Genomic DNA, 12,578 nt, shown 5'->3' on the forward strand with positions numbered 1-12,578 from the left:
CGTCATCGCGTCGTCTTTCTCGTGTTCAGGAGGTGGTCGATGGTCACGGCCGCGAGCAGGATCAGGCCCTTGATCACGTCCTGCCAATAGGGCGACACGTCGAGCAGGATCAGCGAGCTGGTCACCACCGAGAGCAGCGCGAGGCCCAGCACCGCGCCCAGCACGGTGCCGGAGCCGCCCTTGAGGCTCGCGCCGCCGATCACCGCCGCGGCAATCACGTTGAGTTCCATGCCCACGCCGAAGGTGGGCGTGGCCGCGCCGAAGCGCGCCGTGTAGATCACGCCGGCCAGGCCCGCCGATGCGGAGCACAGCACCGTGACCCAGAACTTCACGCGCCCCACGCGGATGCCCGAGTACAGCGCGGCCTTCTCGTTGCTGCCGGTGTAGAAAACGCGCCGCAGCAAGGTCGAGCGGCGCAGCACGAAGTCGCTCACCACGACGATCGCCACGAAGATCAGGATCACGGCCGGAACGCCGAACAGCGTGCCCTGCCCGATGAACTTGAACTCGGCCGGCAGCGAGAACAGCGACTGCGGCGTGCCCTGCGTGAGCGCCAGGCACAGCCCGCGCACGATCACCATGAAGGCCAACGAGGCGATGAAGTGGTTCAGCCCGATGCGCGTGACGCAGCCGCCGATCATCGCGCCGACCAGCCCGCTCGCGCCGATGGCCACCAGGCTCGCGATCCATGGGTCCACGCCCATCAGGAACAGCTTGCCCGTGACCACCATCGCGAAGCAGACCACCGAGCCCACCGACAGGTCGATGCCGCCGACGATCAGCAGGATGGTCATGCCCACCACCACGATGCCTTCGATCGAGAAGGACAGCAGCATGGCGCGCACGTTGTCCCAGGTGAGGAAGTAGGGCGACGCGAAGCTCATCGCCACGCACAGCACCGCAATGATCAGCAGCAGGCCCATCTCGCGCATGCTCGTGAGCCTGTTGGCGGGCTTCGCGGGGCCGCCTCCCGATGGGTGCGGTGCCAGGCCCGCATCGAGTTGTGCCGGGTAGTTCATGCCATCTCCTCCTGTTCGCAGAGTCCGGAGGCGAGCCGCAAGAGGGCCTCCTCCGTCATATCGTTGGAATTCAATTCGCCGGCCAGCCGGCCGTCGCGGATCACCAGCGCCCGGTCGCACAAGCCGATGATCTCGGGCAGCTCCGAAGAGATCACGATCACGCCCACGCCCTGGTTCGCGAGCTCGCGCAGGATGTGGTGGATCTCCGACTTGGCGCCCACGTCCACGCCGCGCGTGGGCTCGTCCATCAGCAGCACCACGGGGTTGGTGGCCAGCAGCTTGGCAATCGCCACCTTCTGCTGGTTGCCGCCCGACAGGCTCGACACCTCGATCGCCACGCCGTCCGACTTGAGGTTGAGCCTGGCGCCGAGCTCGCGGGCCAGGCGGTGCTCGGCCGCGCGCTGCAACAGGCCCCAGCCGGAGCTCACGCGCCGCAGCGCCATCGACGAGATGTTCTGCGCGATCGGCAGGTCCAGGTACACGCCCGCCGCCTTGCGGTCTTCGCTGAGGTAGGCGATGCCTTCGCGCAGCGCATCGCTGTACTTGCGGATGGCAAGCGCCTTGCCGTGCAGGCGCAGCGTGCCGCGCGTGGCAGGGCGCAGGCCGCAGAGGGTCTCGGCCAGTTCGCTGCGGCCGGCACCCATGAGCCCGGCAATGCCGAGGATCTCGCCGCGCTGGAGCGCAAACGAGATGCCGTGCACGCGCTCGCCGTCGGCGATGTCCACCGCCTCGAGCACCGGCCCGGACGATTCGGACGGGCCTTGCTTGGGCGGGTAGTAGTTGCCGAGGTCGCGCCCCACCATGCGGCGCACCAGCTCGTCGGCGGTCATGCCGGCCAGCGGTCCGCTGTGCACGTTGCGCCCGTCGCGTAGCACCGTGACGCGGTCGCAGTGCGTGAATATTTCAGCCATGCGGTGGCTGATGTAGATGATGCCGATGCCCTGCGCCTTCAGGTCGTGCAGCACGCGGAAGAGCGCGGCCGACTCGTTGTCGGTGAGCGCGGCCGTGGGCTCGTCGAGGATCAGCACCTTGCAGTCCAGCGTGAGCGCCTTGGCAATCTCCACCAGCTGCTGGCTCGAGATGCTCAGCTCGCGCACGGGCGTGCCGGGAGCGATGTCCTGCCCGAGCCGCGCCAGCACCTGGGCGGCGCGCGCGTTCAGGCTGGCGTAGTTCATCCAGGCCTGCTTGCCGGCGTTGATCTCCGGCATGAAGATGTTCTCGGCCACCGTGGCGTCGGCGCACAGCGCGATCTCCTGGTGCACCAGGCCGATGCCCAGGCGCATCGCATGCGCCGGGCCGTCGATCACCACCTTCTGGCCGTTGAGAACGATGTCGCCTTCGTCGGGGCGGTGGATGCCGTCGATGATGTTCATCAGCGTCGACTTGCCCGCGCCGTTCTCGCCGCACAGGGCGTGGATCTCGCCCGCATGCAGCGAGAAGTCCACGCCCGAGAGCGCGCGCGAAGCGCCGAAGCGCTTGCTGATGCCGCGCAGTTCGAGCAGTGCGCTCACTCGCCGATTCCCTTGGTGCCGCGGCGCGCGAGGTACTTGTCCCAGTAGAAGTCGTCCGCGTTGGCCTTGCTGACCACCGACAGGCCGTTGTCCAGGAACGGCACCGACATCGGATTGGTGCCGTTGCGCTTGGCGTCGTTCATCGGGTCGATGAGCGAGGGGTTCTTGGCCAGGAACAGCATCATCATGCCCATGTAGCCCTGCATGCCCTGGTTCGGGTTGATGGCGCCGAACACGTCGCCGGCCTTGATCATGTCGAGGATCTTGGCGTTCACGTCGCAGCACATCACGCGGATGTTCTTCTTCGATTCGATCTTCGCCTGCGCGGCGCCCAGGGCAGAGTTGGCCTCGGGCATGAACAGCGCACCCAGGTTCGGGTTGGCCTGCGCCAGGCTCAGCACCGCCTGGTAGGCCTTGCTCGGGTCCTGGTTGCTGGCGGCGCGGCCGACCAGCTTCATGCCCGCGTGCTTGGTCTTCATGCGGTTGACGAAGGCCGCGATGCGGCGGTCGTGGTTGTCTTGGCCGGGGTTCTCGAGCACCGCGTATTCGCCCTTGCCGCCCAGCGCCGCGGCAATCGCGTCGGCTGCCTGCGTGCCCTCGCGGTCGTTGTCCGAAGTGACGAAGGAGGCGCGCTTGGAGTTGGGCGAGTCGGCCGCGAAGGTCACGACCGGGATGCCCATGGCCACCGCCCGGTTGATCGGCTCGATGAACGGGTCCGGGTTCATCGGATGCAGCAGGATGCCCGCGGGCTTGCGCGCCAGCTCCTGCTCGAACGAGGCCAGCTGCTTGTTGACGTCGTACTCGGGCGTGCCGGTGTAGCGCGTGCGCACGCCCAGCGTGCGGCCCAACTGCTTCATCATCTCGTAGACCGGAAACCAGTATTCGACGCCCGACACCATCACGTTCATCACGTAGACGTCGCTCGCGTTGCCGCGCAATCCGGTGGCGGCGGCCGTGGGGGTGGACTGCGCAAATGCGCTGGTGCCGGCCAGGCCGATACCGGCGGCCGCAGCGGACTTCAGGAAATTTCGCCTCATCTTGTGTCTCCTCGCGTTGACTGGCAGAGCTTGCGACCTGCCTTGCGAGCAGATCTTCGGACCTCGTTGTCACGACAGTTGTTATGACAGGTAGAATGTAATCGCGGGTTGTTCGCCGCGATAACTAGGGGAAACGCTACTGGCAAGCGGCTTTCAACTCGCCGAAGCTGTTATGACATGAAGTCCAACATATTGATCGGCGTCGACATGGGCTCGAGCAGCCTGAAGGCGCTGGCCCTCGAAGCCGGAAGCGGCCGTACCGTCGCCTTGTCCCGCATGCCCCTGCCGCACGACCGGCTGCCTGGCGGAGGCTGCGAGGTGGGCGCGCCTGCGATCCGCGCCGCGCTGACGCATGTGCTGCGTGATGTCGCCCGCCAGCTCGGCCCGCGCACGGCCGAAGTCCGTGCCATGGCCTGCACCGGCCACGGCGCCGGCCTCTATGCGCTCGATGCCGGCAACCAGCTCGCCGGCGGCCGCGCCGTCGCCTCCACCGACCAGCGCGCCGATGCCCGGGCGCGTGCGCTGGCGGCGAGCCACGGCGCGCAGTTGTTCGAGGACGTGGGCTGCAGCCCCTGGCCCGGGCAGCCCACGGTGATCGCGGCCGAGCTGCTGGGTGCGGATGCCGTGCAGCGCGGCGAACTGCACCGCCTGCTGTTCGCCAAGGACTACCTCGGCTTCCTGCTCACCGGCCAGATCGCCACCGACGCCAGCGATGCGAGCACCGCCGGCTTGGTGTCGCTTGCCACCGGCAGCTGGTCGCACACGGCCCTCGAGGCCTCGGGCATCGCGGAGCTCGGCGCGGGCGCCTTCGGCCCCATCGTGCCGAGCGGCATCACGATCGGAAAGCTGCTGCCCGCCGAGGCCGCGCTGTGCGGCCTGCCCGCGGGCATTCCGGTGGCGATGGGCGCCATCGACCTGCTCGCCTCGATGACCGCGATCCGCGCGGAAGGGCGCGGCCGCGCGGTGTCGGTGCTCGGCACCTGGTGCGTGAACGCGGTCGTCGGGCCGGTGATGGCACCCAAGCCTGCCGTTGCCGCCATCGTGAATTTCGGCCGCGGCAACGCGCGGCTCTACATGGAAAACAGCCCGTCCTCGATGGCCAACATCGCCTGGCTGGCCGGCGTGCTTGCGCTGCCCGATGCGCGCGCGGTGGTCGACCTGGCCATGACGGTGCCGCTCGGTGCCAGCGGCCTGCGCTTCCTGCCCTTCGTCAATGGCGGCGGCGGCGTGACGGCCGGCTTCGTGGGACTCAAGAGCCATCACACGCGCGCCGACATGGCCCGCGCCGTGGTCGATGCCGTGGCGGCGCTGCATGCGCGGCACACGGCGCGCCTGGCCGCAGCCGGCCTCGCGGTGGGCGAGACGACGGTGCTCGGCGGCGGTGCAGGCGATGCGCGCCTCGTGCGGCTGCTCGCTGCCTTCCTCGGGCGCCCGGTCGAGCGCTGCGCCGACGACGAGACCGGCGCGCGCGGCGCCGCGATCTACGCCGCCATGTCGCAGGGCCTGGGCGACGCGTCGCAGGACAGCGCACTGCTCGCGCCCTGCGACGTGATCGAGCCCGATGCACGCGAGGCACGCGCCCATGCGGATTTCAACGCCGGTTTCAACGAACTGATCGACAGCATGTCACCTGTATTCACCCACATCGCGGAAAGCGCGAAATGAGCGCCTGGCAACTTCCCTTCGTGCGCCCGGCCTCGCTCGCGGGCCGGCATTTCTCCACCGTGATCGTGGGCGCCGGCATCAACGGCGTGGGCGTGTTCCGCGACCTGTCGCTGCAGCGCGTCGATTGCCTGATCGTCGACAAGGGCGACTTCGGCGCCGGCGCCAGCAGCGCGCCCTCGCGCATGATCCACGGCGGCCTGCGCTACCTGGAGAACGGCAGCTTTTCACTGGTGGCCGAAGCCACGCGCGAGCGCAACCTGCTGCTGCGCAATGCGCCGCACCTGGTGCGGCCGCTCAAGACGGTGGTGCCGCTCGCGAGCTTCTTCGGCGGCCTGATGAGCAGCGCGCTCAAGTTCTTCGGCCGTACCCCGCCGCAGCGCACGCGCGGCCTGCTGGCCGTGGCGCTGGGCCTGCGGCTCTACGACATCCTGGGCCGCCGCCAGCGCGTGATGCCGGGGCACCGCATCAGCCGCGTGCCGCCGGCCGACCGCGGCCTGTTCCGCACGGCCATCCGCTGGACCGCCACCTTCTTCGATGCGTGGATCAGCCACCCCGAATGGCTCATCCTCGAGCTGATCGGCGATGCCTGCCGCGACCAGCCGCGCTCCGCCGCCGCCAACTACTGCCGCGTGATGGGCTGCGCGGGCAACATCCTCACCCTGCGCGACGAGATCACCGGCGAGCTCGTGCGCGTGACCGCCGACACGGTGGTGAACGCCACCGGCGCCTGGCTCGACCGCAGCGCGGCCGTGCTCGGCGGCGCCGGCCCGCGCGTGATGGGCACCAAGGGTTCGCACCTCGTGCTCGACCATCCCGCGCTGCGCGATGCGCTCGACGGCCGCATGGCCTACTTCGAGGCGGTCGACGGGCGCGTGTGCATCGTCTATCCGTTCCTGGACCGCGTGCTGGTGGGCTCCACCGACATCCCGGTCGAAGACCCGGACCAGATCGTCACCGAGCCGGCCGAGGTCGACTACCTCATCGACGTGCTGCGCGAGGTCTTCCCCAACATGGCTTTCGGCCGCGGCGACGTGGTCTACACCTACGTCGGCGTGCGGCCGCTCGCGCGTTCGGAGGCCGACAAGCCGGGCCAGATCTCGCGCGACCATTCGGTGGCGGTCGATCCGCCGAACGCGACGCGCGACATCGCCATCGTCGGCCTCGTCGGCGGCAAGTGGACCACCTTCCGCTCGCTGGCCGAGGAGGCCACCGACGAAGTGCTGCAGCTGCTCGGCCGTTCGCGCACCGCATCGACCGAGCTGCTGCCCATCGGCGGCGGCGCGGAACTGCCGGCCGATGCGGCCGCGGCCGACCGCTTCGTCGAGAAGATGATGGCGGCCTGCGGCATGAGCCGCGCACGCGCACTGACCCTGCTCGGCCGCTATGGCTCGAAGGCGCTGCCGCTCGCGCAGCGGCTCGCGGCCTCGGGCGACGTGCCGCTGCAGCATGCGCCGGACTACTCGGCCGCCGAGCTCTCCTACCTGTGCCTCGAGACCGGCGTGGTGCATCTCGACGACCTCGTGATCCGCCGCACGCTGCTGGCCATTCGCGGCCTCGTCACCGACGCCGCGCTTGCCGAGATCGCGGGCGTTGCGGCCGAGGCGCTGGGCTGGGACGCCATCCACGCCCACAACGAGCTGTGCGCCTGCGCCACCGCGCTGCGCGAGCGGCACAACGTGCGGCTGCACGCGGTGGCGGCCGGCGAGGCACCTTCTTTCGATGCATCATTGATGGCCAGCTCAGTCCTCGGCCAAGCCTAAAAGTGAACAGTCCCAACGACATCTCGACCGTGCTCGACCGCAATTCCGAATCGCCGCTGTGGGCGCAGTTCCGCGACGCCATCCGGCTGCAGATATTGCAGGGCGTGCTGCCCATCGGCGCCAAGCTGCCTTCGGAGGCGGAGCTCGGCGAGCAGTTCGGCATCTCGCGCATCGTGGTGCGCGAGGCCTTGGCCGACCTGGTGCGCAACAACCTCATCTACAAGATCAAGGGCCGCGGCGCCTTCGTGTCGGCGCGCGAACGCGACGAGGATTTCGTTTCCACCGTGCTCGGCTTCTCCGACGAAATGGAGCGCAAGGGCCGCTCGGTGCGCACGCAGATCCTCGCGCAGGAACTGCGCGCACCCACCGAGCACGAGGCCGCAGCGCTGGGCCTGGCCGACGACACGCAGGTGGTGGCCCTCAGGCGCCTGCGCAGCGTGGATGGCGAGCTGCGCCTGCTGGTCGAGACGGCGGTGCCGGCGGACCTGGCGCCGGGCCTGCACCGTGCGCGGCTGGAAGACCGCTCGCTCTACGACGTGCTGCGCCGGCAGTACGGCCTGCGCCTGGTGCGCGCCGAGCGCTGGATCGACGCGGTGCTGCCCGATGCCGAAACCTGCCGCCTGCTCGACCTGCCGCAGCCCGAGCCGCTGCTGCGCATCGAGTCGATTGCCTACGGCGCCAATGGCCGGCCGCTGGAACACTACCGCGCACTGCACCGCTGCAAGACCAGCCGCCTGCACGTGCAGACGACCACCTGATCGTTCATCAGGCCTTGGCGGCGCTGCGCGAGGGCCAGAGCACCGAGGCAATCGCGACCATCATCAGCGCGACGGCCACCCAGTCCTGCCAGTGCACCACTTCGCCGAGCCACACCGCGCCGCTGAACACGCCCAGCACCGGAATGAACATCACGCTCAGGGTCGAGGCCACCGGCGGCAGGCCGCGCGCCAGGTAGAACCAGGCCGCATGCGCGAAGCCGAAGATCAGCACCGCGTTGTAGGCGATCGAGCCCCAGGTCACGGGGCCGGGCCAGCGCCATGGATCGCGCTCGAACAGCAGCGACAGCACCGTCATCACCACGGCCGTCATCGCCGTCATCCAGAACGAGAGCGTGAGCGTCGGCAGCCCGATGCGCGAGCGGCGCAGCAGCTGCGTGCCGAGCGCCCATGTCGCGGCCGCCACCAGTGCGAGCGCCACGTAGCCGGGCCGTCCCGAGAAGTCGGTGAGCTCGTGCGACAGCAAGAGACCCACGCCGATCGCGCAGGCGCCCACGCCGATCCATGAGCGCCGCGTGAGCACGGCCGAGAACAGCAGCGCGCCGATCACCGCGGAGAACACCGGCATCGTGTAGCCCAGGATCGCCGCGCGCCCGCCCGAGAGCGCCTTCACCGCGAGGATGATGCAGGCGTGCCAGATGAACATGTTGGTGGCACCCAGCCAGACCAGTTCGGGCCATGCGCGGCGCGGCACGTGGAACGGCACCTTCATCCACGCCAGCGCAAGCCCCAGCACCGGCACGCCGAGCCAGATCGAGATCGCGCGGAAGGCCAGCGGCGGATAGTCCGCCACGCCGAGCTTCATCACGGGCCAGTTGAGGCCCCATGCAAGCGTCAGGAGAACGAGCAGGACGAACTGGCGCGGCGTGAAGGAGGGCATGGGCCGCGATTGTGGCGCGGCCCGCGCATTCGTGCAGGAAGCGGGCGCGCGCTACAGCAGCCGCTTGAGGTAGCGCCCCGTGTGGCTCGCCTCGTTGGCCGCGATGTCTTCGGGCGTGCCTTCGCCCACCACCGTGCCGCCGCCGGCGCCGCCTTCGGGGCCCATGTCGATCAGCCAGTCGGCCGTCTTGATGACGTCCAGGTTGTGCTCGATCACGACGATGGTGTTGCCCGCGTCGCGCAGCTGGTGCAGCACCTTGAGCAGCAGCTCGATGTCGGCAAAGTGCAGGCCGGTGGTCGGCTCGTCGAGGATGTAGAGCGTGCGGCCGGTGTCGCGCTTGCTGAGCTCCAGCGCGAGCTTCACGCGCTGCGCCTCGCCGCCCGAGAGCGTGGTGGCCGACTGGCCGAGCTTGATGTAGCTGAGGCCCACGTCCAGCAGCGTGCGCAGCTTGCGCTCGATGGTCGGCACGGCTTTCAAAAATTCATGCGCGGTCTCTACCGTCATCTCGAGGATCTGCGCGATGTTCTTGCCCTTGTAGAGCACCTCGAGCGTCTCGCGGTTGTAGCGCTGGCCGTGGCACACCTCGCAGGGCACGTACACGTCGGGCAGGAAGTGCATCTCGACCTTCACCACGCCGTCGCCCTGGCAGGCCTCGCAGCGCCCGCCGGCCACGTTGAAGCTGAAGCGGCCCGGGCCGTAGCCGCGTTCGCGCGCGGTGTTGGTCTCGGCCATCAGCTCGCGGATCGGCGTGAACAGGCCCGTATAGGTGGCCGGGTTGCTGCGCGGCGTGCGGCCGATGGGGCTCTGGTCGACGTTGATGACCTTGTCGAAATACTCGATGCCCTCGACCGATTCATGCGCCGCCGGCTCCTCGTGCGCGCGGTAGAGCGTGCGCGCCACGGCGGTGTAGAGCGTGTCGTTCACCAGCGTCGACTTGCCCGAGCCCGAGACGCCCGTCACGCAGGTGAGCAGGCCGACCGGGAAGGCCACGCTCACGTTCTGCAGGTTGTTGCCGGTGGCGCCGACCACGCGGATTTCCTGCAGGTCGGTCTGCGAGGCCAGGTGCGCCGCTTCGCGCGCGGCGCGCCGCTCGGCCGCGGGACTCTGCGGAAAGCGCGAGGCCTTCTTGCCTTCGTTGAAGGCCGGCTTCTTCACGGCCGGCAGCCAGGCGGTGCGGCGCTTGGGCACTTCGATCTTCTTCGTGCCCGACAGGTACTGGCCGGTCAGCGAATCGGGGTTGGCCGCCACCTGGGCGTAGCTGCCCTGCGCCATCACGCGCCCGCCGTGCACGCCCGCGCCCGGGCCCATGTCGATCACGTGGTCGGCGGCGTGGATCATGTCCTCGTCGTGCTCGACCACGATCACGCTGTTGCCGATGTCGCGCAGATGCTTGAGCGTGCCGATCAGCCGGTCGTTGTCGCGCTGGTGCAGGCCGATGCTGGGCTCGTCGAGCACGTACATCACGCCCGTCAGGCCCGAGCCGATCTGCGAGGCCAGCCGGATGCGCTGCGCCTCGCCACCCGAGAGCGTCTCGGCGCTGCGGTCCAGGCTCAGGTAATTGAGGCCCACGTCGTTCAGGAACTTGAGGCGCAGGCCGATCTCGCGCACCACCTTGTCGGCGATGTCGGCCTTGGCGCCGCGCAGCTTGAGCGTCTGGAACCAGGCGAGCGAATCGCGCAAGGTGAGATGGCTGAGTTCGAAGATCGCCATGCGCGGCGGCTCGCCGCCATCCGCGGGCCGGGCCGATTCATCGACCAGGAACACGTTGCGCGCCTCGGGCCGCAGCCGCGAGCCGCCGCAGTCGGGACAGGGCTGCAGGTTGCGAAAGCGCGCGAGGTCTTCGCGCACCATCACCGAATCGGTCTCGCGGTAGCGCCGCGTCATGTTCGGGATGATCCCTTCGAAGGGATGCTTCTTCGTGAGCTTCTTGCCCGCGAAGTTGCCCGATTCCATGGTGTAGTTGAACTTGATCTCCTCGGCCGCCGAGCCGTGCAGCAGCACCTGCTGCACCGAGGCGGGCAAGGATTCGAAGGGCGCGTCGACGTCGAACTTGTAGTGCTTCGCAACGCTCTCGATCATGCTGAAGTAGTAGCCGTTGCGGCGGTCCCAGCCCTTGATGGCGCCGCTCGCGAGCGAGAGCGACGGAAAGGCGACCACACGCGCCGGGTCGAACACCTCGCGGTGGCCGAGGCCATCGCAGCTCGGGCAGGCGCCCACGGGCGAGTTGAACGAAAAGAGGCGCGGCTCCAGCTCCGACAGCGAGTAGTGGCAGATCGGGCAGGCGAACTTGGCGTTGAACAGGTGCTCCTTGTCGGGCGCGCCCGCAGCGCCATCGGCGCTGCCTTCCGGCCTTGCGCCCAGCTCCAGCGCGATGGCGCGGCCCTCGGCCAGCCGCAGCGCGGCCTCGAAGCTCTCGGCCAGGCGCTGCTGCATGTCGGGGCGCGCGCGCAGCCGGTCGATCACCACGTCGATGTCGTGCTTCTCGGTCTTCTTGAGCTTGGGCAGGTCGTTGTATTCGTAGGTCTGGCCGTCGACGCGAAAGCGCACGTAGCCCGCGGCCTGCATCTCGGCGAAGAGCTCGAGGAACTCGCCTTTCTTCTCGCGCGCCACCGGCGCCAGGATCATCAGCCGCGGCTCGTCGGGAATCGCGAGCGTGGCATCGACCATCTGCGACACGGTCTGCGCCTGCAGCGGCAGGTGATGCTCGGGGCAGTAGGGCGTGCCGGCGCGGGCGTAGAGCAGGCGCAGGTAGTCGTGGATCTCGGTCACCGTGCCCACGGTGGAGCGCGGGTTGTGGCTGGTGGCCTTCTGCTCGATGCTGATGGCGGGTGACAGGCCTTCGATCACATCGACGTCGGGCTTGTCCATGAGCTGCAGGAACTGCCGCGCATAGGCAGAGAGGCTCTCCACGTAGCGCCGCTGGCCTTCGGCATACAGCGTGTCGAAGGCCAGGCTCGACTTGCCCGAGCCCGACAGGCCGGTGATCACCACCAGCTTGTTGCGCGGAATGTCGAGGTCGACATTCTTCAGGTTGTGGGTGCGCGCACCGCGGATGCTGATGCGCTGCTGCGCGAGCACCGCGCCGAGGTAGGTGTCGCGTTCGAGTTCCGCGTCGCGTGCGCGCTGCGCGTCGTCGTCGGCGTATTCAATGGCTTTGGAATTCAAGGGGGCGATCGTCCGAGGGCAACCGGACATGATAGTCCGAGCGGCATTTCATGGCGAGCGGGCGGGTTGCGGCGGTTTTACCGAAGCGGTGCTTCGAAGGGGTTCCGGCCGGCCGGCATCGGGCACAATCTAGGGTTCTCTTCCTCCTTCTCCTTCATCTACTTATCAGGGGCAGTGCATATGGCATCGGTCAACAAAGTCATCGTCGTCGGCAATCTGGGGCGCGACCCCGAAATGCGTACCTTCCCGAGCGGCGACCAGGTCGCGAACGTCACCGTGGCCACCACCGATCGCTGGAAAGACAAGCAAAGCGGCGAAATGCGCGAGGCCACCGAGTGGCACCGCATCGTCTTCAACGGCCGACTGGCCGAAATCGCCGGCCAGTACCTGCGCAAGGGCTCGCAGGTGTACGTCGAAGGCAGCCTGCGCACGCGCAAGTGGACCGACAAGGACGGCATCGAGAAATACACCACCGAAATCCGCGCCGACCAGATGCAGATGCTGGGCAGCCGCCAGGGCCAGGGCGGCCCCTCGGGCGGTCCCGAGGACGACGGCGGCTATTCGCAGGGCGGCGGTGGCGGCGGCTACTCGCAAGGCGGTGGTGGCGGTGGCGGCGGCTATGCCCCCCGCGCACCGGCCGCGGCACCGCGCGCTCCGGCGCCGGCACCGCGCCAGGCTCCGGCCAAGTCGTCGTCGGGCTTCGACGACATGGACGACGACATTCCTTTCTGAGCTGAATCGCACCGTTTCCTGAGCTGGACCGGG

Annotated in this window: 9 protein-coding genes; 4 read left to right on the plus strand and 5 right to left on the minus strand. The window is 68.8% G+C overall.

The features are described 5' to 3' along the window. Nucleotides 1-2: 2 nt before the first annotated feature. Genes RZE77_RS01895 through RZE77_RS01905 form a run of 3 tightly spaced genes read right to left on the minus strand, consistent with a single transcriptional unit; the run spans nucleotide 3 to nucleotide 3,567 of the window. On the minus strand, nucleotides 3-1,019 hold the full coding sequence (locus tag RZE77_RS01895) for an ABC transporter permease (RefSeq protein WP_319440451.1): 1,017 nt from the start codon (nucleotides 1,017-1,019) through the stop codon (nucleotides 3-5). Continuing rightward, entirely contained in the window at nucleotides 1,016-2,530 is a 1,515-nt protein-coding gene (locus tag RZE77_RS01900; protein WP_319440452.1) for a sugar ABC transporter ATP-binding protein, read from the minus strand. The genes RZE77_RS01895 and RZE77_RS01900 overlap by 4 nt, the downstream gene beginning before the upstream one ends. After that, nucleotides 2,527-3,567 (minus strand): substrate-binding domain-containing protein, encoded by a 1,041-nt coding sequence (locus RZE77_RS01905; protein ID WP_028259126.1) that lies wholly within the window; start codon nucleotides 3,565-3,567, stop codon nucleotides 2,527-2,529. The genes RZE77_RS01900 and RZE77_RS01905 overlap by 4 nt, the downstream gene beginning before the upstream one ends. A 177-nt stretch (nucleotides 3,568-3,744) precedes the next feature. On the opposite strand from RZE77_RS01905, the gene RZE77_RS01910 reads away from it, so the two are divergent. The 3 genes from RZE77_RS01910 to RZE77_RS01920 are packed head-to-tail and all read left to right on the plus strand — an operon-like array spanning nucleotide 3,745 to nucleotide 7,750. After that, on the plus strand, nucleotides 3,745-5,232 hold the full coding sequence (locus RZE77_RS01910) for an FGGY family carbohydrate kinase (protein ID WP_319440453.1): 1,488 nt from the start codon (nucleotides 3,745-3,747) through the stop codon (nucleotides 5,230-5,232). Next, nucleotides 5,229-6,992 (plus strand): glycerol-3-phosphate dehydrogenase/oxidase, encoded by a 1,764-nt coding sequence (locus RZE77_RS01915; protein ID WP_319440454.1) that lies wholly within the window; start codon nucleotides 5,229-5,231, stop codon nucleotides 6,990-6,992. Before RZE77_RS01910 ends, RZE77_RS01915 begins: the two co-directional genes overlap by 4 nt. Nucleotides 6,993-6,994: 2 nt before the next feature. Next, nucleotides 6,995-7,750, plus strand: coding sequence for a GntR family transcriptional regulator (locus RZE77_RS01920; protein WP_319440455.1), 756 nt, complete (start codon nucleotides 6,995-6,997; stop codon nucleotides 7,748-7,750). A 7-nt stretch (nucleotides 7,751-7,757) separates the two neighbouring features. Here RZE77_RS01920 and RZE77_RS01925 read toward each other — a convergent pair whose 3' ends face one another. Both RZE77_RS01925 and uvrA read right to left on the minus strand, forming a co-directional pair. Further along, nucleotides 7,758-8,648 carry a DMT family transporter gene (locus RZE77_RS01925; protein WP_319440456.1) on the minus strand — a complete coding sequence of 297 codons (891 nt, stop codon included), beginning with the start codon at nucleotides 8,646-8,648 and terminating at the stop codon, nucleotides 7,758-7,760. Between the two features lie 51 nt (nucleotides 8,649-8,699). Continuing rightward, a complete protein-coding gene (gene uvrA, locus RZE77_RS01930) occupies nucleotides 8,700-11,843 on the minus strand; it encodes an excinuclease ABC subunit UvrA (RefSeq protein ID WP_319440457.1) in 3,144 nt (1,047 codons plus the stop codon). Between the two features lie 150 nt (nucleotides 11,844-11,993). On the opposite strand from uvrA, the gene ssb reads away from it, so the two are divergent. Beyond that, nucleotides 11,994-12,545 carry a single-stranded DNA-binding protein gene (gene ssb, locus RZE77_RS01935; protein WP_319440458.1) on the plus strand — a complete coding sequence of 184 codons (552 nt, stop codon included), beginning with the start codon at nucleotides 11,994-11,996 and terminating at the stop codon, nucleotides 12,543-12,545. Nucleotides 12,546-12,578 lie beyond the last annotated feature (33 nt).

The organism is Variovorax sp. SPNA7 (assembly GCF_033807855.1).
In the GTDB taxonomy this organism is placed as follows: domain Bacteria; phylum Pseudomonadota; class Gammaproteobacteria; order Burkholderiales; family Burkholderiaceae_C; genus Variovorax; species Variovorax beijingensis.